Raw genomic sequence first — 26,541 nt, forward strand, 5'->3', positions numbered from 1 at the left:
GGGCTGAAAAAGATGTCGGATAATAAAGCATGACCCGCTTGACGGCTAGCGCCGTCGGAGACCCTTGCAATGCCAGATCAAGATGTACGCCTGCAACACCTGAAAGTTTGGCTCGATGAGCAGTTGCCAGCGCTGTTCAAAGCTCAAGATTGGGGCCCTGTACCCCCGGCCACGTTGACTGCGGCCAGTAGTGATGCCAGTTTTCGGCGGTATTTTCGTTGGGAGGGGGACGGCCGAAGTTTTATTGTGATGGATGCACCGCCGCCTCAGGAAAACTGCAAACCCTTCGTGGATATTGCACATTTATTAACTGAATCCGGGATTAATGTTCCGAAAATTCATGCCGAAGACCTGACGCAAGGCTTCCTTCTGCTCAGTGACCTGGGTCGCAAGACCTACCTCGACGTGATCAATGCCGAGAATGCGGATGCACTGTTCGCCGATGCGTTTGACGCGTTGCTGGCTTATCAGCAGTTGCCGATGGATGCGCCATTGCCCAGTTATGACGTAGCGCTGCTGCGCCGCGAGCTTGAGCTCTTCCCTGAGTGGTATGTACAGCGTCATCTGGGCGTTGAAATGAGTAAAACGCAACGGGCGATGTGGCAGCGGGTCAGCGATCTGTTGATTAACAGTGCGCTGGAGCAGCCCAAAGTGCTGGTGCATCGGGACTACATGCCGCGCAACTTGATGCACAGCGAGCCGAATCCAGGTGTGCTGGATTTTCAGGATGCGGTGTACGGGCCTGTGACCTATGACGTCACGTGTCTGTTCAAGGATGCATTCCTGAGCTGGCCTGAAGACCGTGTACACGGCTGGTTGCTGAACTATTGGCAGGCAGCCGGCAAGCTTGGCATTCCGGTGCAAACGGATTTTGAAGAGTTTCTGCGGGCCAGTGATCTGATGGGCGTGCAGCGACACCTGAAAGTGATCGGTATTTTTGCGCGTATTTGCCACCGTGACGGCAAACCTCGCTACTTGGCCGACGTGCCACGGTTCTTCGCCTATATAGCGTCAGTAGTGGCGCGGCGACCGGAGCTGGGTGAGCTGGGTGAGTTGTTGGCAAGCCTGCGCCAACCTGATGGAGCTGTTGTATGACGATGAAGGTAACGAACGCATGAAGGCGATGATTCTCGCCGCAGGCAAAGGCGAGCGCCTGCGCCCTTTGACCTTGCACACGCCCAAGCCGCTGGTGCGTGCGGGCGATGTACCTTTGATCGAGTATCACCTGCGGGCGCTGCTCGCGGCGGGATTCACGGAGGTGGTGATCAACCATGCCTGGCTGGGTCAGCAGATTGTGGACTATCTCGGTGATGGGCAGCGTTTGGGGTTGAGCATCCGTTATTCCCCTGAAGGCGAGCCGCTGGAAACCGGCGGCGGGATATTCCGTGCGCTGCCGTTGTTGGGTGACGAATCGTTTCTGGTGGTGAACGGCGATATCTGGACGGATTACGATTTCACTCGCTTGCATCGGCCTATCACGGGACTGGCGCATCTGGTGTTGGTCGATAATCCGGAGCACCACCCGGCAGGCGATTTTGCACTGGTGGAGGGGCGCGTCCTGAGTAGCCATGAGGTCGACGGTCAAGCCGTGCCTCGCCTGACCTACAGCGGCGTAGCCATCTTGCATCCACACCTGTTTGACGATTGTGAGGCGGGTGCCTTCAAACTGGCGCCGCTATTGCGTGAGGCCATGGCGCAAGGGCTGGTCACGGGCGAGCACTTCACGGGACGCTGGGTCGATGTTGGCACCCATGAACGTCTTGCTGAAGTCGAGCGCTTGCTTGCGGTGAGTCGCTAAATGCTTTGGCCAGGGACGCTGATTGGCGCCGGTGCCGGTTTTGTCATCGCCAGCATTCCGGGGGCGCTGTTGGGCGCTTTGCTCGGACAAGCACTTGACCGGCGTCTGGAGCTGCACAGCTGGGCACATCTGCGTGAGCGTCTGGGCGGCCGCAGGATACCGCGTGACGATGAATTGCTGTTCATTCTGCTCGGCCGTTTGGCCAAGTGCGAGGGTCGGGTGGTTGATGGGCATATTCAGCAGGCGCAGATGGAAATGCGTCGTCTGGGTCTGAGTGAGTCGGCTCAACGACGGGCGATTCTGGCCTTCAATCGTGGCAAGGACGGGCGTGATCGGCTACGCGGGCATCTGCGCCGCATGAAAACCCAACCGCATGCCGCCGAAGGGTTATTGCGAGCGTGTTGGCGTATGGCCTGGGCCGACGGCAAGGCTTCACGGGTCGAGCGTGAGTTGATTGTAGTGTGGGGTAAATGGCTGGGTTGGTCCGCGCCTGCCGTTCAGGCATTGGCCAGCGACTACGATCTGAACAAGAAGCCATTGACCAAGAGCGGCGGAGACTATCAAGAAGCGCTGCAGTTGTTGGGCGTAGCCGCGGACGCTGAGCCGGCGCAGATCAAGCGCGCTTATCGACGTCTGCTCAGTCGTCATCACCCGGATAAAGTCGCGGGCACGGGCGCCAATGTTTCGCAGGTGCGCGAAGCAACCGAGAAAACCCGCGAACTGCATCAGGCTTATACCTTGATCAAGGAGCGGCGGGATTTTCGTTGATGGGTTGTGTCAAGTAGATCGCCTTCGTGAATGAATTCACTCCCACTGTTGACCGCTAACCTCGCTGGAGCGAATTTATTTGCGAAGAGTCCATCACGCCCACAAGGATCAGAGCCTGACACACTGCCATCGCGGCCTGGTTGATTACTTAGCCTCCAACCACCCACGAATACGTCGAAACAGTTGCTCCTGCTCACCGGCGTCGTCGCCCGGCAATGCGGTGAGCGTGACTTGCTTATAACCCACGTTTTTCGTGCGTTTGCTCGCTTGCAGGCGTTGCAGTGCGGCCTGACGGTTTTGCGGTAGATCTTGGTAAACGAAGTCAGCCGTTTTGACTTTTAACGTCGTCGTCAGCTCATCCAACGGTGGTTTGGCATTGGACGGCTCCTGGGCAGAGACCATGACCAGTTTCTGGATCAGGGGTGAAGGTCGCTCGCTCAAGTAGCGGGCCGCCCAATACGCGCCGCTGCCATGTCCGAGTAAGACAATGCTGTGGGCTTTTTGCTGTTGCGCATAAGCGATGGCGCTTTCAATACGGGCGAAAATGCGCTCGGCCTCCGCCTTGGTCCGCTCTTCGACGGCCGCCGCACGTGCCACGCTGGCAGCCGCATCGGCTTCGGCAGTGTTCGCGGGTTCAGCTTTTTTTGACGCGTCGTCGGGTTTTGTATTCTTGGCGGCTGCGGCCTGATCTACGACAGCGGTCGTTTCCTCGATGCGTGGCAAGCTGCCGTCGTTGGGCACGTCGGGCAGGGTCAGGCTCAAGCTGGCCCAGCCAACATCGGGGAATTTACGCCGCAGCGGGCCTATTGCTTGCGGCCAGTCCGCAGACTCGTCCGCCCCCGGAATAATGATCACGGCGCCTTTGGGTTGGCTGACGTTGGCCGGCTTCCACAGCGCGAGGAAGCTGTCGCTGTCGGCTTGCAACTGCTGTTGTTCCTGCTGCGGCAATTGTCGTTGGAGGGCGATGGTGTCTTCCTGACTGCGATCCAGCAGGGCAGGTGCCGCTTCGACGACCGGTTTGTCCGGTGCCGGATCAGCGGCCATCACGGGCAAGGCACAAGGTAGTATCAGCGACAGGCATAACGCGGGAAACGTTGCGCTAAAGGTGTAGGACATCGGATATTCCAGGCCAGAAACAATCATGGCAGCCTAATGGGTTGATCAACATTTGTCAGGCGCGCCGGGGTAGTAATGCAACGCGGGAAACAATTCAGGAAGCCACGGAATGACATTCTTATGATTCGATCACTGCGCCTTTGGGTTATCGGCTGCGTATGGGCACCCTTGATTGCTCTGCCGTTGATGGTTCTGGCGGCGCCGGCTCCGACGCCCTCCGCCGAGACGCTGAGCGTGGAGCAGCGTGCCTGGCTCGAACAGCGCGGCGAGTTAAGGGTTGGCCTGGTCATGCAAGCCCCCTATGCGCAGTTCGACCGGCGCTTGCAGCAATTGTCGGGGGCCAACGTCGACCTGATGAATGCGCTGGCTAAAACCCTGCAGGTCGAGCTGCTCTGGCATAACTATCCGGATCAGGCTGCGTTGGATCAGGCAGTGAGCGAAGGCGCTGTCGATTTGGCGCCGGGGCTGACGCAAACGCCTGCTGGTCTGCGTCTCTGGTTGTTTTCCGATCCATACATGCGCGTGCCGAATCTGGTGGTCGGCGAGCGTCAGGGCGGCGGTGCAGTTGATCTGGAAAAACTCGACAGTCATGTCCGGGTTGCCGTTCGCATGCCCAGTGCGGTCGCCGATTATTTGCGCAGTACCTACACTCATCTCAACCTGCAAGGGGTGCCGCTGGACCGCCAGGCGTTGCAGTTGTTGTTGAGTCAGCAGGCTAAATACGCCGTGATCGATGAGGCGCAGCTCAGCCGTTTGTCCACTGAATCGGAGTTTTCAGAGTTGGCGGTGGTGGGCGATATCGGCTTGCCGCAGCTGTTGCGCGTGGCATCGCGAAAAGACTTGCCGGAGCTGGCAGGCATTATCAGCGCCGCACTGCATGCCATTCCCGCCAGAGACTTTGAGCAGTTGCACGCCCGTTGGTTGCAGCCCAAGTACCCACGGCTGACTGAGTCGCCGGGCTTTTGGCAAAATCTCAGCCTGCTGTTTGCGGTGATCGCGCTGGCGTGTTTTGCGATTGTGATCTGGCAGCGCCGTCAGCAGCAGGTGCTGGAGCACAGCCTGCTGGCCGCCCGCGAAGACATTGCTTTGCGTCAGGCCAGTGAAGAGGCGTTGCGGCTGACGCAGTTCTCTATCGATCAAAGCACGGTTGGCATTCTCTGGGTCAATTGGGACAGTCACGTGCGTTATGCCAATCACGCCGCCGAGACCATGTTGGGGTATGCCGTGGGCGGTGTGGTCGATCGGCCGTTGATCGACTTCGAGCCGAACCTGCACATGGACCGTTGGCTGAACCTGTGGAAGCGCGCCCGCTCCACGGAGGACAGCCCGCAAAGTTTCGAGACCAACTGTATCTGTGCGGATGGCAGTATGTTGCCCACCGATGTGTCCTTGAGTTTTCTGCGATTTCGCGATGCTGAATACCTGGTGGTTTATCTCACCGATGTCACTGATCGCCGTCGGGCGCTGGCAGCGTTGCAAGAAAGCGAAGCGCGTCTGCAGGGGATTGCGGCCAACGTGCCGGGGATGGTGTTTCGTCTGGAGCGGGCGAATTCCGGCGATGCGCCCGAGTTCGCTTATATCAGCGAGGGCAGTGAAAGCCTGGTCGGCTATTCGCCCGCCACCTTGCGTCATCGGGAGATGGGGCTGCGCAATCTGGTGCATCCGGATGATCGCGCCGGCTATCACGTCATGCAGGACCGCTCCCTGGACAGTGACAGTGACTGGTCATGGCAGGGGCGCATCTTGACCCGCAATGGCCAGGAGCGCTGGGCAGAGATCAAGGCCATCGCCCGGCACCTGGGGGATGATCGGGTGGTCTGGGACGGTATCGTCTGGGACATCAGTGAAAGCAAACGCATCGAGTTCGAACTGGCCAACTCTCGCGAGCAACTGCGCGAACTGTCGGCGCACCTGGAAAGTGTGCGTGAAGAAGAGAAAGCCCGCATCGCCCGCGAGGTGCATGACGAACTGGGGCAGATGTTGACCGTGCTCAAGCTGGAAACGTCTATGTGCGAGCTGGCGTATGCCGACCTCGATCCTGGCTTGCGTGAGCGGCTGAACAGCATGAAACGCCTGATCTCGCAGTTGTTCCAGCTAGTGCGCGATGTCGCCACGGCGCTGCGTCCGCCGATTCTCGATGCCGGGATTGCGTCGGCCATCGAGTGGCAGGCCCGGCGTTTTGAAGCGCGTACGCAGATACCGTGTCTGGTTGAGGTCCCGGATAACCTGCCAATGCTCAGCGACGCCAAGGCCATCGGCCTGTTTCGTATTCTTCAGGAGGCACTGACCAACGTGATGCGTCACGCCCAGGCGCATACCGTCGAGCTGAGTCTGACCCTGGATGACGGTATGTTGTGCATGACCATCGCCGATGACGGCTGCGGTTTTGTGCCCGACCAAGGCAGGCCGACGTCGTTCGGTCTGGTGGGCATGCGTGAACGGGTGTTGATGCTGGGCGGTAGATTGTTGCTGGACAGTGAGTCCGGCGAGGGCACAACCTTGAGCGTGTACATTCCACTTGCCGATTAATCATTCAAAGCTGCTGGACAGGAGTGTGAAAAGTGATTCGTGTATTGGTAGCTGAAGACCACGCGATCGTCCGTGAGGGCATCAAGCAGCTGATTGGGCTGGCGAAAGATCTGGCGGTGGTGGGGGAGGCCAGCAACGGCGAACAGCTGTTGGAAACCTTGCGTCATGTCGAGTGCGAAGTGGTGTTGCTGGATATTTCTATGCCTGGCGTAAACGGCCTGGAAGCGATCCCGAGAATTCGCGCCCTGAACAACCCCCCCGCGATTCTGGTGTTGTCCATGCACGACGAGGCACAGATGGCTGCCCGTGCATTGAAGGTTGGCGCTGCCGGTTATGCCACCAAGGACAGCGATCCGGCATTGCTGCTGACGGCGATTCGTCGTGTCGCTGCGGGAGGGCGTTACATTGACCCTGATCTGGCGGATCGCATGGTGTTCGAAGTCGGCCTGACCGATAACCGACCCTTGCACTCATTGCTGTCCGAGCGCGAGTTCTCCGTGTTCGAGCGCTTGGCACGGGGTGCGAACGTCAACGACATCGCTCAGCAACTGGCCTTGAGCAGTAAAACCATCAGCACTCACAAAGCGCGGCTGATGCAAAAGCTCCACATCACTTCGCTGGCCGATCTGGTGAAATATGCGATGGAGCACAAGTTGCTTTAACCAGGCACGTATCTGAAAGCGACACTCCAAAAAACCATCGCGCCCTTCCTGTAGGAGCTGCCGAAGGCTGCGATTGGCCACGCCATTGCTATTGAAGGTCGTCCCGACCTTATCGCAGCCTTCGGCAGCTCCTACATGAGATCCCATACCGACATACCTAATCGCGCCATCCCTGTAGGGCAATCCCTACCCAAATCTCTCTTGCCCCCCGATTTTCGCGGCCGATGCGCTGATCTAGTCTTGCTCCACGGCAGACAAACAAAGGTGTGGGTAATGAGCGACGTCGATTCAAGCGCTGGGGCAAATGATGTTCTGGTCAGCTTCCGTGGTGTGCAAAAGAGCTACGACGGCGAAGCACTGATCGTCAAAGACCTCAACCTGGAAATTCGCAAAGGCGAGTTCCTCACCCTGCTAGGGCCTTCTGGCTCGGGCAAGACTACCAGTCTGATGATGCTGGCCGGTTTCGAGACGCCTACCGCAGGTGAAATTCTGCTGGCGGGCCGCTCGATCAACAACGTGCCACCGCACAAACGTGACATCGGCATGGTGTTCCAGAACTACGCACTGTTCCCGCACATGACTGTCTCGGAAAACCTGGCGTTTCCACTGACGGTACGTGGCCTGAACAAGACCGACGTCAGCGCGCGAGTCAAGCGTGTACTGAGCATGGTTCAGCTCGATACCTTCGCCCATCGGTACCCGGCGCAGCTCTCCGGTGGTCAACAACAGCGTGTGGCGTTGGCTCGGGCACTGGTGTTCGAACCTCAGTTGGTGCTGATGGATGAACCGTTGGGTGCGCTGGACAAACAACTGCGCGAACACATGCAGATGGAAATCAAACATCTGCACGAGCGCCTCGGCGTTACGGTGGTCTACGTGACCCATGACCAGGGTGAAGCCCTGACCATGTCCGACCGGGTGGCGGTATTCCATCAGGGCGAGATTCAGCAGATTGCTCCTCCTCGCACGCTTTATGAAGAACCGAAAAATACGTTCGTCGCCAACTTCATCGGCGAAAACAACCGTCTCAATGGCAACCTGATCAGCCGCACCGGCGATCGTTGTGTCGTGGCGTTGGCCCGCGGCGAGAAGGTCGAGGCGCTGGCGGTTAACGTAGGCCGGGTCGGTGATCCGGTGACCTTGTCGATCCGCCCTGAGCGTGTGTTTGTGAACGGCCACAGCGAAAGCTGCGTGAACCGTTTCTCTGGCCGCGTCGCTGAATTCATTTATCTGGGCGACCACGTTCGTGTGCGTCTGGAAGTTGCAGGGAAAACCGACTTTTTCGTCAAACAGCCAATCGCCGAGCTGGATCCGGGGTTGACGGTGGGCGATGTTGTGCCAATTGGATGGCAGGTCGAACACGTTCGCGCGCTCGATCCTTTGCTGGAAGCAAATTAAGTAACAGTCAGAGGCGAATCAATCGCCCCACGCACAACCAACACTGCACTGTGGAGAGAACAATAAATGCTTAAATCTTTGAAGTTCACCGCTATTACGCTCGGCATGATGTGTGCGGCAAACGCCATGGCGGCGGCAGATCTGACCGTTATATCCTTCGGCGGCGTCAACAAGGCGGCTCAGGAAAAAGCGTTCTATGCACCGTGGGAAAAAGCTGGCAACGGCAAGATCATTGCGGGTGAGTACAACGGCGAAATGGCCAAAGTCAAAACCATGGTCGACACCAAGAGCGTTTCTTGGGACCTGGTAGAAGTCGAATCACCAGAGCTGTCCCGCGGTTGTGACGAAGGGATGTTCGAAGAGATCGACCCTGCAATGCTCGGCAAGTCAGAAAACTATGTCAAAGGCGCTGTCCAGACCTGTGGCGTTGGCTTCTTCGTATGGTCCACCGTGTTGGCCTACAACGCTGACAAGCTGAAAACAGCCCCTACCAGCTGGGCTGATTTCTGGGACGTGAAAAAATTCCCAGGCAAGCGTGGTCTGCGTAAAGGCGCCAAGTACACCTTGGAATTCGCTTTGATGGCAGACGGCGTGGCCCCTAAAGATGTTTACAAAGTGCTCGCGGGCAAAGACGGTCAAGACCGTGCCTTCAAGAAACTCGACGAACTCAAGCCGAGCATTCAGTGGTGGGAAGCGGGCGCTCAACCGCCACAGTTCCTGGCCTCTGGTGACGTCGTGATGAGCTCGGCCTACAACGGTCGTATCGCCGCAGTGCAAAAAGAAAGCAACCTGAAAGTAGTCTGGAACGGCGGCATCTACGATTTCGACGCATGGGCCATCCCAAAAGGCTCGAAAAACGCCGAAGCAGCGAAGAAATTCATCGCCTTCTCGGTCAAGCCAGAACAGCAAAAGATCTACTCGGAAAACATCGCTTATGGCCCAGCCAATATCCAGGCCGTACCGCTGTTGGACAAGGGCATCTTGAAAGACATGCCGACTACCCCGGAAAACATCAAAGACCAAGTGCAGATCGACGTGAGCTTCTGGGCTGACAACGGTGAGTCATTGGAGCAGCGCTTCAACGCGTGGGCTGCCAAGTAACCGTTTTACGTTGAGTTAGATCCAGGTGCGTTCCCTCTTCCGCTGTGGATAGGGAAGAGGGGCGCATCCATCGTTCAAAGATTTTCGGAGTTCGCTATGGCCATCGCAGTGCCCCTCACCGAAGGCGCCAGCCCCACCCTGAAACAGCGTCTGGCTCGTGCTGAACGGGTCAACCGCTGGAAGGCTCAGGCATTGATTGCTCCGCTGGTGCTGTTTTTGCTGTTGGTGTTTCTGGTGCCGATCATCGCGCTGCTGTACAAGAGCGTCGGCAACCCTGAAGTGGTCAGCGCCTTGCCGCGCACGGTCGCAGCGGTTGCACAATGGGACGGCAAGAGTCTTCCGTCCGAGTCTGTGTACCAGGCACTGAGCGTGGACCTGGCTGAAACCCGCAAAAATCAGACGTTGGGCGATTTGTCCAAGCGCCTGAACATGGAACTGGCCGGTTATCGCAGCCTGTTGACAAAAACCGCGCGCGCATTGCCGTTCAAGACTGAGCCGACTTCTTATAAAGAAGCGCTCGAAGCTGTCGATGAGCGCTGGGGCGATCCGGCTTATTGGCAAGCGATTCGTCGTAACACGAGCAGCATCACCCCCTATTACTTGCTGGCCGCAGTGGACCATCGCATCGATGACCTCGGTGAGGTAGCGCCTGCGACCCCCGATCAAGCGATTTACGTGGATATTTTTGCCCGTACGTTCTGGATGGGGCTGGTCATCACGGCGATCTGCCTGGTGCTGGCCTACCCATTGGCGTACCTGCTGGCGAATCTGCCTTCGCGGCAAAGCAACTTGCTGATGATTATGGTGCTACTACCGTTCTGGACGTCGATTCTGGTGCGGGTCGCCGCGTGGATCGTATTGCTGCAATCGAGTGGCTTGATCAACAGCGCATTGATGGCGATGGGCATTATCGATAAGCCGATGGAGTTGGTGTTTAACCGGGTCGGGGTTTACATCTCGATGGTGCACATCATGCTGCCGTTCATGATCTTGCCGATCTACAGCGTGATGAAAGGCATTTCCCCGACCTACATGCGCGCAGCGATTTCCCTAGGCTGTCATCCATTCGCCAGCTTCTGGCGTGTGTATTTCCCGCAGACCTATGCCGGTGTCGGTGCTGGTTGCCTGTTGGTCTTCATTTTGTCGATTGGCTACTACATCACGCCCGCGCTGCTCGGCAGCCCGAACGATCAGATGGTCAGCTATTTCGTCGCCTTCTATACCAACACCAGTATCAACTGGGGCATGGCCACGGCTTTGGGCGGTTTGCTGTTGATGGCGACCATCGTGCTTTACCTGATTTATAACTGGCTAGTCGGCGCCAGCCGCATGCGCCTGAGCTGAGGAGAATAAACATGCTGAGCCCTTATACGTCTCCTATTGAACGGGTCTGGTATTACGCCCTGCGTATTCTCTGCGGGCTGGTGCTTTTGTTTCTGGTCCTGCCGGTGCTGGTGATAATCCCGCTGTCGTTCAACTCCGGGAGTTTTCTGGTCTACCCGTTGCAAGGGTTTTCCATGCACTGGTACCAGGACTTTTTCGCCTCTGCTGAATGGATGCGCTCGCTGAAGAACAGCATGATCGTTGCACCGGCCGCCACGGTATTGGCAATGGGCTTCGGTACGCTGGCAGCGATTGGTCTGACCCGTGGCAACTTCCCTGGCAAGGCGCTGGTCATGGCCTTGGTGATTTCGCCGATGGTTGTTCCCGTGGTGATTGTCGGTGTCGCCAGCTATCTGTTCTTCGCCCCTCTGGGGTTGGGCAACAGCTACATTTCGCTGATTCTGGTGCATGCGGTGCTGGGCGTGCCGTTCGTGATCATCACGGTGTCGGCGACCCTGCAAGGCTTCAACCACAACCTGGTTCGTGCTGCTGCCAGCCTTGGGGCTTCGCCGCTGACGGCGTTCCGCCGGGTGACCTTGCCGCTGATCGCGCCGGGGGTGATTTCGGGTGCGCTGTTTGCGTTCGCTACCTCATTCGATGAAGTGGTCGTGACCTTGTTCCTCGCGGGCCCTCAACAGGCCACGTTGCCCCGGCAGATGTTCAGCGGCATCCGCGAGAACCTCAGCCCGACCATTGCTGCCGCCGCCACTATGCTGATCGCCTTCTCGGTGGTGCTGTTGCTGGTACTGGAGTGGTTGCGTGGACGTAGCGAGAAGATGCGTACTCAGGTGGTTTGATCGATCTGGCAGAAAAGAATCTGCAACTGACCCGGTTCTGTGGGATCGGGATCTGGCTCGGATCTGCGGAGAGTTGCACTCGGCCTGACTAAGGTACAATGCGCGCCACCGTGATTCTGCTCAAAGGTGCGTCATGCAGCCCTTCGTTATTGCTCCGTCGATTCTTTCTGCCGATTTCGCCCGTTTGGGCCAGGAAGTCGACAATGTTCTTGCCGCTGGCGCGGACACTGTCCACTTCGATGTCATGGACAATCATTACGTACCGAACCTGACCATCGGCCCGATGGTCTGCACGGCCCTGCGCAAGTACGGCATCACCGCGCCCATCGACGTTCATTTGATGGTCAGCCCGGTCGACCGCATCATTGGCGACTTTATTGAAGCCGGCGCCACGTACATCACCTTCCACCCTGAAGCTACGCAGCACGTTGACCGCTCGCTGCAGTTGATCCGTGAAGGGGGCTGCAAGGCCGGTCTGGTGTTCAACCCGGCCACACCGTTGAACCTGCTTGAGTACGTGATGGACAAGGTCGACATGATCTTGCTGATGAGCGTCAACCCAGGTTTCGGTGGGCAGAAGTTCATTCCTGGCACCCTGAACAAACTGCGCGAAGCGCGGGCGCTGATAGAAGCGTCTGGCTACGACATTCGTCTGGAAATCGATGGCGGAGTCAACGTGAACAACATTCGTGAGATTGCCGCAGCCGGTGCCGACACCTTTGTTGCAGGCTCAGCTATCTTCAATGCGCCGGACTACCAAGAGGTCATCCAGAAAATGCGCGCAGAACTGGCGTTGGCTCGTCCATGAGCGGATTTGAGCAGCTGTTCCCGGGCCGCCTGCCGAAGCTGGTGATGTTCGATCTGGATGGCACGTTGATCGATTCAGTGCCGGACCTGGCGGCGGCCGTGGACAAAATGCTGCTCGAACTCGGGCGCCCGCTCGCGGGTGTCGAGGCTGTAAGGCTCTGGGTCGGCAATGGGGTGCGCGCTCTGGTGCGTCGCGCCTTGGCCAATGACATGGATCACAGCGCCGTTGATGAGGCGTTGGCCGAGAAAGCCCTGGCGATTTTCATGGAGATGTACGCCAGCAGCCACGCGCTGACCAAGGTTTACCCCGGAGTGCGCGAGACCTTGAAGTGGATGCAGAAACAGGGCGTTGAAATGGCCCTGATCACCAACAAGCCGGAGCGATTTGTCGCGCCGCTGCTGGATGAGTTGAAGTTGGGACGGTTTTTTCGCTGGATCATCGGCGGTGATACGATGCCGCAGCAGAAGCCTGATCCTGCGGCGCTGTTTTTTGTGATGAAAATGGCGGGTATTCCGGCATCCCAGTCGCTGTTCGTGGGTGATTCGCGCAACGATGTGCTGGCGGCAAAAGCAGCAGGGGTTGCCTGCGTGGCACTCAGCTATGGCTACAATCATGGCCGCCCCATTGCCGAGGAATCTCCGTCGTTGGTAATCGATGACCTGCGCAAGCTGCTCCCCGGTTGCTTAGATCCTGCCGCTAAGCTAACGTTGGCCGACGTCAAATCCTCCCCTCAAAGAGATTCCATCGTGGTGGTCACCCGCAAGCTCTGGATGAAAGTTATCAAGGCCCTGGCCCGCTGGCGTTGGCGCGCCTGACTCGATTCTGGCCGGTCCACCGGCGCGTTTGCATACCTGACCGTTTTACCCTCAAGCCACGAGGCTGATCATGACCCGCGAAGAATTCCTGCGTTTGGCTGCTGCCGGTTACAACCGTATCCCGCTTGCCTACGAAACCCTTGCCGACTTCGACACGCCGCTGTCGATCTACCTGAAACTGGCCGACCAGCCGAACTCCTATTTGCTGGAGTCGGTACAGGGTGGCGAGAAATGGGGCCGTTATTCCATCATCGGCCTGCCGTGCCGCACCGTGATGCGCGTCCACGAAGAGCAGATCAGCGTGACCCAGGACGGCGTCGAGATCGAGCGCCTGGAGTCCGAAGACCCATTGGCGTTCGTCGAAGAGTTCAAGGCGCGCTACAACGTCCCGACCATTGCCGGTTTACCGCGTTTCAATGGCGGGCTGGTGGGTTACTTCGGTTACGACTGCGTCCGTTATGTCGAGAAGCGCCTGGGCAAATGTCCGAACCCGGACCCGTTGGGCGTGCCGGATATCCTGCTGATGGTTTCGGATGCGGTGGTGGTGTTCGACAACCTCGCAGGCAAGATGCACGCAATCGTGCTGGTCGACCCGGCTGAAACAAGCGCCTATGAAAATGGCCTGGCGCGGCTGGAAGCGCTGATGGAAAAACTTCGCCAGCCGATTACCCCACGTCGCGGTCTTGACCTGACTCGGCCACAGGCGCCTGATCCGGTATTCCGCTCCAGTTTCACTCAAGCCGATTACGAGCGGGCAGTGGACACCATCAAGGAGTACATCCTTGCCGGTGATGTGATGCAGGTTGTTCCGTCGCAACGTATGTCGATCGATTTCAAGGCCGCACCCATCGACCTGTACCGTGCGCTGCGTTGTTTCAACCCGACGCCTTATATGTACTTCTTCAACTTTGGCGACTTCCATGTGGTTGGCAGCTCGCCGGAAGTATTGGTGCGGGTCGAAGACAACCTGATCACTGTGCGCCCGATTGCCGGCACCCGTCCGCGCGGCGCAAATGAAGAAGAAGATCTGGCGCTGGAAAAAGACCTGCTTTCCGATCACAAGGAGGTCGCCGAGCACTTGATGTTGATCGATCTGGGGCGCAACGACACCGGTCGAGTGTCTGAAATTGGCTCGGTCAAGCTCACGGAAAAGATGATCATCGAGCGTTATTCAAACGTGATGCACATCGTCTCCAACGTCACGGGTCAGTTGAAAAGTGGCCTGACGGCGATGGACGCCCTGCGCGCGATTTTACCGGCGGGCACCTTGTCCGGGGCATCGAAAATTCGCGCCATGGAAATCATTGACGAGCTGGAACCGGTCAAGCGTGGCGTCTATGGTGGTGCCGTGGGGTATCTGGCCTGGAACGGCAACATGGACACTGCGATTGCGATCCGCACCGCAGTGATCAAGAACGGTGAGCTGCATGTGCAAGCCGGTGGCGGCATCGTTGCGGACTCGGTGCCGGCGCTGGAATGGGAAGAGACGCTGAACAAGCGCCGCGCGATGTTCCGCGCGGTAGCGCTGGCTGAGCAAGAGCCGCTGTCCTGAAACCCGGTGGGAGCGAATTCATTCGCGAATGGCGCGATGCGGTGTGTCAAGTACACCGCACCATGCCATTCGCGGACACGTCAGCTCACACGTTCACTGTCAAAAATCCAGACTGACTGCCAGGCTGACACCTTGCTGGGTCACGTCATCGTTTTTGCGCCAGTTGTAATTGCCCCTGAGTGACACGTCCTGAGTCAGTTTCTGGTTAACGCCAATACTGGCGCGATTGAGGCTGCCTTGCGGTTGGTAACCTTCCAGAGTGAAGGAGTTGTTGGGCAGGCTATTGAGGGCGATGGTCAGGTCTTGCTGGCTGTTTTCATATTCGTGCTCGTGAGCAATCTCGCCGAAGAGTTGCGTCTGCGGGGTGATGTCGAATTTACCCTGAAGACCCACGCCCAGGCGTCGAGAATTGCGAGTCTGATCGTCGAAGGTCAGGGCTGTCGAGCGTGAGCCTTGTTCCGAGTAGCCGTCCACCTTCACATGCGCGTAATCGGCGCTGACGAACGGTGATAGATGCCAACTGCTGCCTGCATGCGCGATGTCGTAACCCACACGTCCACTGAACGCCCACAGATCGCCATGGGTATCGCCGTTTTCACCACCTTCCGCGACGCCCAAGGCGAATTTCCGTTTGGCGTCTTCGTAGTCAAGTCGCCCGACAGTCAATGCAGCGTCAGCCCACAAGCGATCAGCCTGGTACTGCAGGAGCGCGGTAGCCAGGTAACTGTTTAGTGTGTAATCCGAATTGTTGGCGCCGGCTTCCAGCGTCTGGCGATAGAAACCTGCCGCCACTCCGGCGCGCCAGTCTTCGGCAAAACGGTAGCTGTCGCCAATGGTCAGGTTGTAGCCATGACCATCCGCGCTACTGGCGCTACGTTGATCATCGAATCTCATGTCCTGACCGCCGCCCGCGACAATTGCTCGCCACTGGCCGACGTTTTGCCAATTGCCCCAATCGGCTTGCCACTGACTGTGTAGCTCATCCTGGTGGGCGTTCAATGTGCCAAGGGCCATTTCTGGCAACAACGTGATTTCCCACGGCGCGGCCAACAATGAGTAGGCGTAATCGGCGATGAGTTGCTGCCCGGCAATGGTCGGGTGCACGTCGTCGTTGAACAGCAACTTGGTCGGATCGGGTGTTGCGCTGTGGAGCCCAAACACCGGGTTTTCCGTGCAGCCATTACCGTTGAAGCAGGTGCCGACCAGGTTCTGATTGGCGGCAAGGCCAAAGCGTGTTGGGTTGGCCAGGGTTTCCTGAATCAGCAGGGGAATGTTCAACGGGATGATTTCGGCGTTGATCTGCGCCAGGCGACTGACCAGTTCGGTGTTGAACACGCCGCTGAGTTGGGAGATGGGGCCTTGCAGCGGGGTGCCGTTGGCGGACGGGGTCAGGCCGAGATCGGGCAACAGCCAGACCATGATGTAGCGTGCGCCTGCCTGTTGCAGCGCTTGGGCGCTGTTCGCCAGCTGATCTGCGGAGCCTTGTGCCGACGCAACGTCGAACACCCGCTGTTGAAAGAAGTCATTGCCGCCGCCCGTGAGGTAATAAAGCGCATGGGGGTCGGCGCGAAAATTATTCGTTGGCAAATACCCTGCCCGGCTGCGCAGCACGGTGCCCGCGCCTGGGTCTCCATCGGGGATGGCGACTACCGACGTGGACGTGATCGAATTGAAGATTTGGTCGGTGCGGTAACCGCCTACTGCCCAGTCATTGCCATCCTTGAGGCCGAGGGCGGCATTGACCGGCGAAGTCGATGGCGCCAGATCGCCCGGTGCGATACCGAGCTTGCTGCCTAATAGCATCGGCGCGACCGGGCCAAATATTTCACCGCTGCCATCGTTGAACGTCGGACCCGTTCGGTTGGTGAAGCGTAACGTCGCACCAAGGGGGCCGGCAGTGTCGGGGTATTGCCCGGAGTCACTCAGGCTGTCGCCAAATATCACCATCGTCGAATAAGGAGAGGGGGCCGCCAATGCGTGAGAGCAGGCCAGCGTAAGAATGCATGCCGCGAACGGCAGAGAGAACGCCTGTTTCATCATTGTGAATATCCCTGATTGTTATTTTTATGCTTCTTACGACAGTAGCAAAGCTTGGGCGCCCCTGCGTAGTCTTGCCCCGTAAACCGCCCAAAGGGTGTTTCGCGCACGTGATATCGCACCGTCCAATCGGACTGGCCATCGTGCGCCGCCGCCCTCACCGTCAATGCGGTTGGCACGGCGACTGGCGAAAAGATGAGCGCTGTGCCGAACGGTAGCTTTTAACGCTCAAAGGCATAGGATCGCTGCACAGCTGTAACATTTTGATGCGTATAATCCGCCGCGGAAAAGCCATGTATTGAAGGCATCACCACTAGGGTGCCATTTCGCTATTCCACCCGAATGCCAATTTCAAACCCGCCCAAGGAGACTCCAGCCATGGATCCTGCCCATTCTCGGTGGGTCACGCAGTGGGACGCCAAACGGAATGCAGTGGGTGCGCGGGATTATTCAGCGGTCTGAATCACTGAGTAACTCGGCCACCTTCCCTGCATCTACCGTGTAGCGTTCGCTTGCGTGGCCTCTCTCAGTTATTTTGTTACCCCCCATTAGAGTGTGCTGTGACTGCTTGTTGCGCAGTTTCGTGTGCTGCGCTCTGCAAGACACTGACCTTGTGGTCAGGAACCATGCTCAGATAGCTGCTGGAATCAGTGAACATGAATAAGGTATTCCGCGATTATATCCCGGCAACCGCAAAGCGGCTGCTTCCCAACCGCTGGGATCTGGTAGCCATGCCGTTGGTTATCGGTTTTTTGCTGTTTTTTTCGATTGGCGCGCAACAGACCTGGGCACCGATTTCAACCTTGCAGAGCGAGGTTATTTCGCTTGATCCGGGTAACCTGCCCGAATATGCGGTACGCACCACATTGCGCATGCTTGCGGCGATGGTTGCGTCCCTGATATTCACGCTGGTTTACGGTACGTTGGCGGCCAAAAGTCGGCGGGCAGAGACGTTGCTGGTGCCGGTGCTGGACATCCTGCAGTCGGTGCCCGTTCTAGGGTACATCTCGTTTACGGTGACGTTTTTCCTGTTACTGTTTCCAGGGCGTGTGCTGGGCGCTGAATGCGCTGCCATTTTTGCCATCTTCACCAGCCAGGCCTGGAACATGACGTTCAGCTTCTATCAGTCACTGCGCATGCTGCCTCGTGACCTGGTGGAGGTGTCCAGCAATTTACAGCTTTCCGGTTGGCAAAAATTCTGGAAGCTGGACGTTCCGTTTGCCATACCGGGGCTGGTCTGGAACATGATGATGAGCATGTCTGGGGGCTGGTTTTTTGTGGTTGCCTCGGAAGCCATCACTGTGGGTGACAAGACCATCACGCTGCCAGGCGTAGGTTCCTACCTGGCGGTTGCCATCGAGCAACGCGACCTGCATGCCGTGGGCTACGTTATCCTGGCGATGATCGCGGTCATTCTTCTCTATGACCAGTTCCTGTTTCGGCCGCTGGTGGCATGGGCCGATAAATTCCGCATGGAAGACACCGCCTCCCAAGCGGGCGCGCCTGAGTCCTGGGTGTTGAACCTGATTCAGCGGACCCGGGTTATTCAGCGCTTGTTGCGACCTTTTGCCCGGGCCATGACCCGCATTGGCCACATGCGCCTGAGCTTGCCGCGATCGAAAGCCGTGGCGACACCCTCTGATCCCGCCATTTCACGGATTATCGATGGGGTGTGGGGGGCAGTGATTGTGGTGTTCACGCTGTACATCCTGTACCGGATCGCTGGCTACGTCAGTAGCGAGGTGACACTTGCAGAGGTCGGGCATGTGCTCGGGTTGGGTCTGATTACTCTGTTGCGGGTCGTTCTGCTCATTGTGGTCGCATCAGTCATTTGGGTGCCACTTGGCGTGATGATTGGTTTGCGTCCGCGCCTCGCGGAAAAAATCCAGCCGCTAGCCCAGTTCCTGGCTGCCTTCCCTGCCAACTTATTGTTTCCAGTGTTTGTCATCGTCATTTTGCGCTATCAGCTAAACCCTGATATCTGGCTGAGTCCGCTGATCGTGCTGGGTACACAGTGGTACATCCTGTTCAACGTGATTGCGGGTGCCAGTGCCTTCCCAAATGACTTTAAGGAGGCTGCGGCCAACTTTCGCATCCGCGGTTGGTTGTGGTGGCGCAAGGTAATGCTGCCAGGCATTTTCCCGTATTACGTCACCGGGGCGATCACCGCTTCGGGCGGGGCATGGAATGCCAGTATCGTTTCCGAATTTGTTTCATGGGGACAAGACAAGGTAGTGGCGCATGGATTGGGCGCCTACATCGCCCAGACGACTGCTGCCGGTGACTTTCCGAAAATCACGCTCGGCGTGGTAGTGATGTCGCTCTTTGTCGTGGCCTTCAATCGCTTGGTATGGCGGCCGATGTACGCCATTGCCGAAAACAAACTCCGCCTGAATTAACAGGAGTCGATGTCATGAATACCTATACCGAGCAGGCTAGCGCAGCACCTGAAATTTACTCGCTCAATGATGTGAGCCGGTGTTTTGGCAAGGGCAAGGATGAGTTGCAGGTTCTCAGCGGTGTCGATCTGACGCTACGCGAGGGCGAAATTGTGGGCATGTTGGGCCGCTCTGGGTCGGGCAAGTCGACGCTGCTGCGCATTATTGCCGGCCTGATACAGCCCTCGTCTGGCGAGGTTCGGTACAACGGCTCCTTGTTGACGGGGCCAGCCGAAGGCGTGGCCATGGTCTTTCAGACCTTTGCGCTGTTTCCATGGCTGACCGTACTTGAAAACGTGGAGGCGGGTCTTCAAGCGCTGCAGGTAGAGCCAAAAGCGGCGCGTAAGCGCGCGCTGGATGCAATCGACCTGATCGGTCTTGATGGATTCGAAAACGCCTATCCGCGCGAGTTGTCTGGCGGGATGCGTCAACGCGTGGGCTTTGCTCGAGGCCTGGTGGTCAACCCGACCTTGTTATTGATGGACGAGCCGTTCTCTGCCCTGGATGTATTGACGGCAGAAACACTGCGAAGCGATTTGCTGGATTTGTGGAGCGGGAAGCAACTGCCGATAAAATCCATCTTGATCGTGACTCACAACATCGAAGAAGCAGTATTGATGTGCGACCGCGTTCTGGTGTTGTCGTCAAATCCTGGGCGGGTTGTGGCGGAAATCAAAGTGCCGTTCGCTCATCCGCGCAATCGGCTGGACCCAGCCTTTCGCAAGATGGTTGATGATATTTATGCGTTGATGACCAACCGACGCACTGCTGATGCCAGCACCGGCAAGGCTGAACTGCAGATGGGCAGTCCGCTGCCGGATGTATCCACCAACCTTATGGCGGGCCTGATCGAAGCGCTGGCGGCCGAGCCCTATCATGGGCATGCCGGCTTGCCGAATGTTTCAGAACGGTTGTTGCTGGAAGTCGACGATTTGTTCCCGGTGGCAGAGATGCTGGAGCATCTGGGGTTTGCTGAGCTCAAGGGCGCTGAAATCACGCTCACAGAGGCTGGCAAATTATTCGCTGAATACGGCACCCAGGAACGCAAAGCCATTTTTGCCGAGCATCTGGTCAAACATGTGCCTTTGGCTGCACGTATTCGGCAGGTATTGCAGGAACGGCACGGGCACTGGGCGCCGCGTGTACGCTTCGAGCAGGAACTGGAAGATTCACTCAGTGGGTCCTTTGTTGAGGAAGCACTGGAGAGCGTGATCAGTTGGGGGCGATATGCTGAAATTTTCTCCTATAACGACAACACTGAAACGTTCAGCCTGGAAGATGTCGAAGGCAGCCAGTAACACGTTCAGCGCATGAGATGGCAGCTTGGGGAGGGCTCCATATTGCACCGTGTGCGTGGGTAGGCTACTGTGCCCAAATGTATGAATGAGACCTCCCCAGTGTTAATCATCAGCAAACTTTTGATGCGCGTTATCAACGCCCTCGGCCGTTGGCGTTGGCGCGCCTGACTGTTCTCCCTTCCGGCCAGCCGGACCTGTACCGATTGCCCTTCGATTGACTTGCCAGAGCACCTGAGCTGGATGAATCCCAGTGACCAGACAGCGTGCGTCCGACGAGCGAATAATATCCAGGGGCGGCTTTAAAAGTCAGTAATTTCAAGAGGTTAAACACATGTTGCTGATGATTGATAACTACGACTCGTTTACTTATAACGTCGTGCAATATTTGGGTGAGTTGGGTGCCGAGGTCAAAGTGATCCGCAACGACGAGCTGAGTGTCGCCGAGATCGAAGCCCTGAACCCCGAGCGCATTGTGGTTTCCCCCGGGCCTTGTACCCCGACTGAAGCGGGCGTCTCGCTAGAGGTGATCAAGCACTTCGCCGGCAAGCTGCCGATTCTGGGCGTGTGCCTGGGTCATCAGTCCATTGGTCAGGCGTTTGGTGGTGACGTGGTGCGGGCGCGGCAAGTGATGCATGGCAAGACCAGTCCGGTAATGCATGACGACCTTGGCGTGTTCGAAGGCTTGAATCATCCATTGACGGTTACCCGTTATCACTCCCTGGTCGTCAAGCGCGAAACCCTGCCCGACTGCCTGGAGTTGACCGCCTGGACCGAACTCGAAGACGGTACGGTCGACGAAATCATGGGCCTGCGCCACAAGACGCTGAATATAGAAGGGGTGCAATTTCACCCTGAGTCGATTCTTACCGAGCAAGGGCATGAGCTGTTCGCCAACTTCCTCAAGCAAACCGGCGGCAGCCGTCAGGGTTAAGGGGCTTTCAAGGTTATGGGCAAAGTTATGGCTATGGATATCAAAGGCGCGCTGGCTCGTATCGTCAACCAGCTGGATTTGAGCACCGAGGAAATGCGCGACGTCATGCGTGAAATCATGACGGGTCAATGCACTGAAGCGCAGATTGGCGCCTTCATGATGGCCATGCGCATGAAAAGCGAAAGCATCGATGAGATCGTCGGTGCGGTGTCGGTCATGCGTGAGTTGGCCGACAAAGTTGAACTCAAGACCCTCGACGGCGTAGTCGACGTGGTTGGCACCGGCGGCGACGGCGCGAATATCTTTAACGTCTCTACGGCATCGTCCTTCGTGGTTGCGGCGGCCGGTTGCACCGTTGCCAAGCACGGTAACCGGGCTGTGTCCGGCAAAAGCGGCAGCGCCGATCTGCTCGAAGCGGCTGGCATCTATTTGAACCTGACGCCTGTGCAAGTCGCCCGCTGTATCGAAAACGTGGGCATTGGTTTCATGTTTGCCCAGTCCCATCACAGTGCGATGAAATACGCCGCTGGCCCGCGTCGCGACCTCGGATTGCGCACCCTTTTTAATATGCTCGGCCCGCTTACGAATCCGGCTGGTGTCCGCCATCAGGTGGTTGGGGTGTTCAGCCAGGCATTGTGCCGGCCGTTGGCCGAAGTTTTGCTTCGTCTGGGTAGCAAGCACGTGTTGGTGGTGCACTCCCAGGACGGTCTGGACGAGTTCAGCCTTGCCGCCCCGACCTTTGTTGCCGAGCTGAAAAATGGCGAAGTGACAGAATATTGGGTACAGCCGGAAGATTTGGGCATAAAAAGCCAGAGCCTGATCGGCTTGACCGTGGAAAGCCCAGCCGCATCGCTGGAGTTGATCCGCGATGCCTTGGGTCGGCGCAAGACCGAAAACGGGCAGAAAGCGGCCGAAATGATCGTTCTCAATGCGGGCGCAGCGCTCTATGCTGCTGATCATGCCTCTACGTTGAAAGAGGGCGTTGCACTGGCCCACGATGCGTTGCACACCGGGCTTGCCCGGGAAAAACTGGAAGAGTTGGGTGCCTTTACCGCGGTATTCAAGCAGGAGAATGAAGGATGAGTGTGCCAACGGTTCTGGAAAAAATTCTCGCCCGTAAGGTTGAGGAAGTCGCTGCTCGCAGCGCCGTAGTGAGCCTTGCCGAACTGGAGCGCCAAGCTGCGTTGGCCGATGCCCCTCGCGGTTTTGCCCAGGCGTTGATCAAGCAGGCCAAGAGCAAGCACCCTGCGGTCATCGCCGAAATCAAAAAGGCGTCGCCAAGCAAAGGCGTGATCCGGGAAAACTTTTTCCCTGCTGAAATCGCCAAGAGTTATCAGGCGGGTGGCGCAACCTGTCTGTCCGTTCTAACCGACATTGATTTCTTTCAAGGTGCCGATGCCTACCTGCAACAGGCGCGTGCCGCCTGCAGTCTGCCGGTTATTCGTAAAGACTTTATGATTGATCCGTATCAGATCGTCGAAGCCCGAGCATTGGGCGCCGACTGTGTGTTGCTGATTGTTTCCGCGCTGGAAGATTCAAAGATGGCCGAGCTGGCTGCGGTCGCCAAAAGCGTGGGCCTCGATGTGTTGGTCGAAGTGCATGATGCTGTTGAGTTGGAGCGCGCCCTCAAAACGCTGGATACGCCGTTGGTTGGCATCAACAACCGTAACCTGCACACCTTTGACGTGAACCTGGAAACGACGTTGGACCTGCTGCCGCAGGTTCCCCGTGATCGTTTGGTCATCACCGAAAGCGGCATTTTTAATCGCGCGGATGTCGAGCTGATGGAAATCAGCGATGTCTACTCATTCCTGGTCGGCGAAGCGTTCATGCGTGCTCAACACCCAGGGGCTGAGCTGCAGCGCTTGTTCTTCCCTGAGCGCGGGCCGTTGATCAGTAATTAACGGACAGCCCTGACGCATATCGGATGTAGGCGCTGCCGAAGGCTGCGATAAGGTCGCTCCGACCCTCATGCGATTCAGAATGGCGACCGCTTCGGTCGGACGCGACCCCGGGGCGATCGCAGCCTTCGGCAGCTCCTACAGAGAAACCAGCATGTTAGACAAAGTCATCGATATCTCCGTCGAGGCAGGCCTGCAGGCCGAGCAGGATTTGCTTGCCGCTGTGTGTGCCGGCGAGTCCGAGTACGGTTTGCTGTTATGGCGACCGCTTGATCGAGCCTTGGTGATGCCGCGCCGGATGAGCCGTCTCGAAGGTTTCGAACAGGCCACCGAAACATTGGCGGCCAGCGGATGGCCAATACTGCTGCGTGAAAGTGGCGGTGAGCCTGTCCCCCAATCACCCGCTGTGGTGAACATCGCATTGGTCTACGCCCAGCCAGGCAAAGACAATGATCGCGACCGGATCGAGAATGCCTATAAGCGCCTGTGCCAACCGATCTGCGATGTGTTGATCGAACTGGGCGGCGCTGCCTCGCTAGGGGAAGTGGACGGGGCCTTCTGTGACGGGCGATTTAACGTCAATCTCGACGGTCGCAAGATGGTCGGTACTGCCCAGCGTTGGCGGCAAAGTCAGGGTGGGCAACGTCCTGTAGTGCTGGCCCATGGCGCGCTGCTGCTGGATAACGAACGTGAGCAGATGGTCGAGGCGGTCAACCGCTTCAACCAGATATGCGAGCAAGAACAGCGTGTACGCGCTGACAGCCACATTGCCTTGCATGAAGCCTTCACGGCTCCCGATATATTGGACCAGTTAGCCGAACGCTATCGAAAGATCCTTACCGGGTTTTGATCTGCCCGATTCGCTTAGCGCGTGCCGAACACCACCATGGTTTTGCCTTTGACGTGCACCAGGTTCTGCTCTTGCAGTGCCTTGAGCACGCGGCCGACCATTTCCCGGGAGCATCCGACAATGCGCCCGATTTCCTGACGGGTAATCTTGATCTGCATCCCATCGGGGTGGGTCATGGCATCGGGCTGTTTACACAGCTCCATCAGGCTACGTGCGACCCTTCCGGTGACGTCGAGAAACGCCAGATCGCCAACTTTTCGCGTGGTATTGCGCAGCCGTTCAGCCATCTGGCGACTGATGACGTAAAGGATATCGGGCTCTTGCTGCGTGACTTCGCGGAATTTGCTGTAGCTGATCTCCGCCACTTCGCACTCGGTTTTGGCGCGGACCCAAGCGCTGCGCTCTACCTCGTGCCCGATCGGGTCAAACAGGCCTAACTCGCCAAAGAAATCTCCGGCATTCAGGTACGCGACAATCATCTCCCGGCCTTCGTCGTTTTCGATCAGGATGGTGACGGAGCCTTTGATGATGAAGAACAGCGACTCAGAGGAGTCGCCTGCGCAAATGATGTTGTTTTTGGCTGAATAGCGACGCCGCTGGCAATGGCCAAGAAGTTTGTCGATGTTTTTTATTTTGGGTGTAAGGGTTATAGCAACCATGCATGTATCCCGAAAAAGTACTGCGCCACACGGCATCCTTATGAGTATCGGCAGTACGGGTGATTTACCGCAGCTTATCAGGAGAATTTGTCGCTATTTGGGAAATTTCCTACCGGCTTATTTCGATTGGACATTTAACCGGACATCCGGTGACAGCATGGCCTTGTGCTAAGCTGGCGACCACTTTTTTAGCAGTGGAGTCTTGGCGATGAAGGCACGCATCCAATGGGCTGGCGAAGCCATGTTCCTCGGTGAATCCGGTAGCGGTCATGTGGTGGTAATGGACGGCCCGCCAGAAAGTGGCGGTCGCAACCTAGGGGTGCGTCCTATGGAAATGCTCCTGCTCGGCCTGGGCGGTTGCAGTAACTTCGACGTGGTCAGTATCCTGAAAAAGTCCCGTCAGCCGATAGAAAGCTGCGAGGCGTTTCTGGAAGCCGAACGCGCGAGCGAAGATCCAAAGGTGTTCACTAAGATCCATCTGCATTTTGTGGTCAAGGGCCGAGGCTTGAAAGAGGCCCAGGTCAAGCGTGCGATCGAGCTGTCTGCAGAGAAGTATTGCTCGGCTTCGATCATGCTCGGCAATGCAGGGGTGGAGATTACCCACGACTACGAAATCATCGAACTTGGCTGAATCGACACCCAACTTTCATAAAAGCAGCGCACACTTGACGCACGCCCTAGCCGACAGGCGCTGACGTCGGCATAATGCGCCACTTTTTCAGGGTGTAGCCCGTTTCAACAAGGCATTAGTTGCGCCCGAACAGACAACCAAAATCGCCACCGCGAAGAGGTGTTAACCGTCCTACGCAGCTGAGCCGATCTCATCTGACGGGCATGCTTGATCACGCGGCCCGGGCCGCATATATATAGAGAGTGTTTAACGGTGAAAAGCAAACTCAAGCTCCACGGGTTCAATAACCTGACCAAGACCTTGAGCTTCAACATCTATGACATCTGCTATGCGGAAACCCCGCAGGACCAGCAGGCTTACGTCGAGTACATCAATCACGAGTACGACGCCGAACGCCTGACGCAGATCCTCACTGAGGTTGTCGATATCATTGGCGCCAACATCCTGAACATCGCCCGTCAGGATTACGATCCACAAGGCGCTAGCGTGACCATTCTGATCTCCGAGCAGCCGGTGACGCCTACCGACAGCCAGATCGAAGAGTCGCCGGGCCCGCTGCCAGAGACCATCCTGGCCCATCTCGACAAGAGCCATATCACGGTGCACACCTACCCGGAAATTCACCCGGTCGATGGCATCGCGACATTCCGTGTGGACATCGATGTGTCGACCTGTGGGGTGATTTCACCACTTAAGGCGCTCAACTACCTGATCCACCAATTCGATTCCGACATCGTCACCGTCGATTATCGTGTCCGTGGCTTCACCCGTGATGTTGAAGGTAAAAAGCACTTCATCGATCACGAGATAAACTCGATCCAGAATTACCTCTCCGTAGACACGCGCTCCGGTTACCAGATGACCGACGTGAACGTTTACCAAGAGAACATGTTCCACACCAAGATGCTGCTCAAAAACTTCGAACTGGATGACTATCTGTTCGGTGATGCGACCAGCAACTTGTCGACCGAACAGCGTGATCAGGTCACCGAGCGCGTGAAGCACGAAATGCTGGAAATCTTTTACGGACGTAACGTCAACGTTTAAGATTTACCGAATTCGTCAGTAC

The 26,541-nt window shown here is 57.3% G+C and carries 23 protein-coding genes; 20 read left to right on the forward strand and 3 right to left on the reverse strand.

The features are described 5' to 3' along the window. Window positions 1-69 precede the first annotated feature (69 nt). From AC1ME2_RS16080 to AC1ME2_RS16090, 3 genes are read left to right on the forward strand one after another with little or no spacing between them, the layout of a single operon-like run. A complete protein-coding gene (locus AC1ME2_RS16080) occupies window positions 70-1,095 on the forward strand; it encodes an aminoglycoside phosphotransferase family protein (protein WP_480435216.1) in 1,026 nt (341 codons plus the stop codon). Window positions 1,096-1,114: 19 nt separating this feature from the next. Then, a complete protein-coding gene (gene murU / locus AC1ME2_RS16085) occupies window positions 1,115-1,798 on the forward strand; it encodes an N-acetylmuramate alpha-1-phosphate uridylyltransferase MurU (RefSeq protein ID WP_480442162.1) in 684 nt (227 codons plus the stop codon). Then, the gene (locus AC1ME2_RS16090) at window positions 1,799-2,566 is read left to right on the forward strand and encodes a DnaJ domain-containing protein (RefSeq protein ID WP_480435218.1); all 768 of its coding nucleotides are present in this window, start codon (window positions 1,799-1,801) and stop codon (window positions 2,564-2,566) included. 144 nt (window positions 2,567-2,710) lie between these two features. On the opposite strand, the gene AC1ME2_RS16095 is transcribed toward AC1ME2_RS16090, so the two are convergent. Further along, window positions 2,711-3,682, reverse strand: coding sequence for an alpha/beta hydrolase family protein (locus AC1ME2_RS16095; RefSeq protein WP_480435220.1), 972 nt, complete (start codon window positions 3,680-3,682; stop codon window positions 2,711-2,713). A 120-nt stretch (window positions 3,683-3,802) separates the two neighbouring features. Here AC1ME2_RS16095 and AC1ME2_RS16100 point away from each other — a divergent pair, with 120 nt between their 5' ends. The 9 genes from AC1ME2_RS16100 to trpE all read left to right on the forward strand — a co-directional run bounded on the left by AC1ME2_RS16100 (window position 3,803) and on the right by trpE (window position 14,727). Continuing rightward, entirely contained in the window at window positions 3,803-6,211 is a 2,409-nt protein-coding gene (locus tag AC1ME2_RS16100) for a PAS domain-containing sensor histidine kinase (RefSeq protein ID WP_480435222.1), read from the forward strand. A 32-nt stretch (window positions 6,212-6,243) separates the two neighbouring features. Next, entirely contained in the window at window positions 6,244-6,873 is a 630-nt protein-coding gene (locus AC1ME2_RS16105; protein WP_480435224.1) for a response regulator, read from the forward strand. Window positions 6,874-7,146: 273 nt separating this feature from the next. Next, on the forward strand, window positions 7,147-8,271 hold the full coding sequence (locus AC1ME2_RS16110; RefSeq protein WP_480435226.1) for an ABC transporter ATP-binding protein: 1,125 nt from the start codon (window positions 7,147-7,149) through the stop codon (window positions 8,269-8,271). Window positions 8,272-8,337: 66 nt separating this feature from the next. Next, a complete protein-coding gene (locus tag AC1ME2_RS16115) occupies window positions 8,338-9,372 on the forward strand; it encodes an ABC transporter substrate-binding protein (protein WP_480435228.1) in 1,035 nt (344 codons plus the stop codon). 96 nt (window positions 9,373-9,468) lie between these two features. Next, window positions 9,469-10,716, forward strand: coding sequence for an ABC transporter permease (locus tag AC1ME2_RS16120; RefSeq protein ID WP_480435230.1), 1,248 nt, complete (start codon window positions 9,469-9,471; stop codon window positions 10,714-10,716). A gap of 11 nt (window positions 10,717-10,727) precedes the next feature. Continuing rightward, the gene (locus AC1ME2_RS16125) at window positions 10,728-11,552 is read left to right on the forward strand and encodes an ABC transporter permease (RefSeq protein WP_480435232.1); all 825 of its coding nucleotides are present in this window, start codon (window positions 10,728-10,730) and stop codon (window positions 11,550-11,552) included. 133 nt (window positions 11,553-11,685) lie between these two features. Next, the gene (gene rpe / locus AC1ME2_RS16130) at window positions 11,686-12,360 is read left to right on the forward strand and encodes a ribulose-phosphate 3-epimerase (protein WP_480435234.1); all 675 of its coding nucleotides are present in this window, start codon (window positions 11,686-11,688) and stop codon (window positions 12,358-12,360) included. Beyond that, window positions 12,357-13,175: a phosphoglycolate phosphatase gene (locus tag AC1ME2_RS16135; RefSeq protein ID WP_480435236.1), complete on the forward strand. Its 819-nt coding sequence runs from the start codon at window positions 12,357-12,359 to the stop codon at window positions 13,173-13,175. The genes rpe and AC1ME2_RS16135 overlap by 4 nt, the downstream gene beginning before the upstream one ends. A gap of 70 nt (window positions 13,176-13,245) precedes the next feature. After that, window positions 13,246-14,727, forward strand: coding sequence for an anthranilate synthase component I (gene trpE / locus AC1ME2_RS16140; RefSeq protein WP_480435238.1), 1,482 nt, complete (start codon window positions 13,246-13,248; stop codon window positions 14,725-14,727). Between the two features lie 99 nt (window positions 14,728-14,826). Here trpE and estP read toward each other — a convergent pair whose 3' ends face one another. Continuing rightward, entirely contained in the window at window positions 14,827-16,767 is a 1,941-nt protein-coding gene (gene estP / locus AC1ME2_RS16145) for an esterase EstP (RefSeq protein WP_480435240.1), read from the reverse strand. A gap of 653 nt (window positions 16,768-17,420) precedes the next feature. Between estP and AC1ME2_RS16150 the strand changes: the two genes are divergently transcribed. From AC1ME2_RS16150 to AC1ME2_RS16175, 6 genes are all read left to right on the forward strand, one after another. Beyond that, window positions 17,421-19,163: an ABC transporter permease gene (locus AC1ME2_RS16150; RefSeq protein ID WP_480435242.1), complete on the forward strand. Its 1,743-nt coding sequence runs from the start codon at window positions 17,421-17,423 to the stop codon at window positions 19,161-19,163. A 14-nt stretch (window positions 19,164-19,177) separates the two neighbouring features. Continuing rightward, complete coding sequence (locus AC1ME2_RS16155; protein WP_480435244.1) at window positions 19,178-20,500, forward strand: ABC transporter ATP-binding protein; 1,323 nt, start codon at window positions 19,178-19,180, stop codon at window positions 20,498-20,500. Between the two features lie 331 nt (window positions 20,501-20,831). Continuing rightward, window positions 20,832-21,431 (forward strand): aminodeoxychorismate/anthranilate synthase component II, encoded by a 600-nt coding sequence (locus AC1ME2_RS16160; RefSeq protein ID WP_480435246.1) that lies wholly within the window; start codon window positions 20,832-20,834, stop codon window positions 21,429-21,431. Window positions 21,432-21,464: 33 nt separating this feature from the next. Further along, entirely contained in the window at window positions 21,465-22,514 is a 1,050-nt protein-coding gene (gene trpD, locus AC1ME2_RS16165) for an anthranilate phosphoribosyltransferase (RefSeq protein ID WP_480442164.1), read from the forward strand. Further along, window positions 22,511-23,335: an indole-3-glycerol phosphate synthase TrpC gene (trpC, locus tag AC1ME2_RS16170; RefSeq protein WP_480435248.1), complete on the forward strand. Its 825-nt coding sequence runs from the start codon at window positions 22,511-22,513 to the stop codon at window positions 23,333-23,335. The genes trpD and trpC overlap by 4 nt, the downstream gene beginning before the upstream one ends. A 151-nt stretch (window positions 23,336-23,486) precedes the next feature. Then, the gene (locus AC1ME2_RS16175; RefSeq protein WP_480435250.1) at window positions 23,487-24,182 is read left to right on the forward strand and encodes a lipoate--protein ligase family protein; all 696 of its coding nucleotides are present in this window, start codon (window positions 23,487-23,489) and stop codon (window positions 24,180-24,182) included. 14 nt (window positions 24,183-24,196) lie between these two features. Here AC1ME2_RS16175 and crp read toward each other — a convergent pair whose 3' ends face one another. Continuing rightward, the gene (crp, locus tag AC1ME2_RS16180; protein WP_480435252.1) at window positions 24,197-24,841 is read right to left on the reverse strand and encodes a cAMP-activated global transcriptional regulator CRP; all 645 of its coding nucleotides are present in this window, start codon (window positions 24,839-24,841) and stop codon (window positions 24,197-24,199) included. 208 nt (window positions 24,842-25,049) lie between these two features. Here crp and AC1ME2_RS16185 point away from each other — a divergent pair, with 208 nt between their 5' ends. Both AC1ME2_RS16185 and speD read left to right on the forward strand, forming a co-directional pair. Then, a complete protein-coding gene (locus AC1ME2_RS16185; protein ID WP_480435254.1) occupies window positions 25,050-25,472 on the forward strand; it encodes an OsmC family protein in 423 nt (140 codons plus the stop codon). A gap of 252 nt (window positions 25,473-25,724) precedes the next feature. Beyond that, complete coding sequence (gene speD / locus AC1ME2_RS16190) at window positions 25,725-26,519, forward strand: adenosylmethionine decarboxylase (protein ID WP_480435256.1); 795 nt, start codon at window positions 25,725-25,727, stop codon at window positions 26,517-26,519. Window positions 26,520-26,541: the final 22 nt, after the last annotated feature.

This window comes from Pseudomonas sp. ASL9, assembly GCF_056680335.1.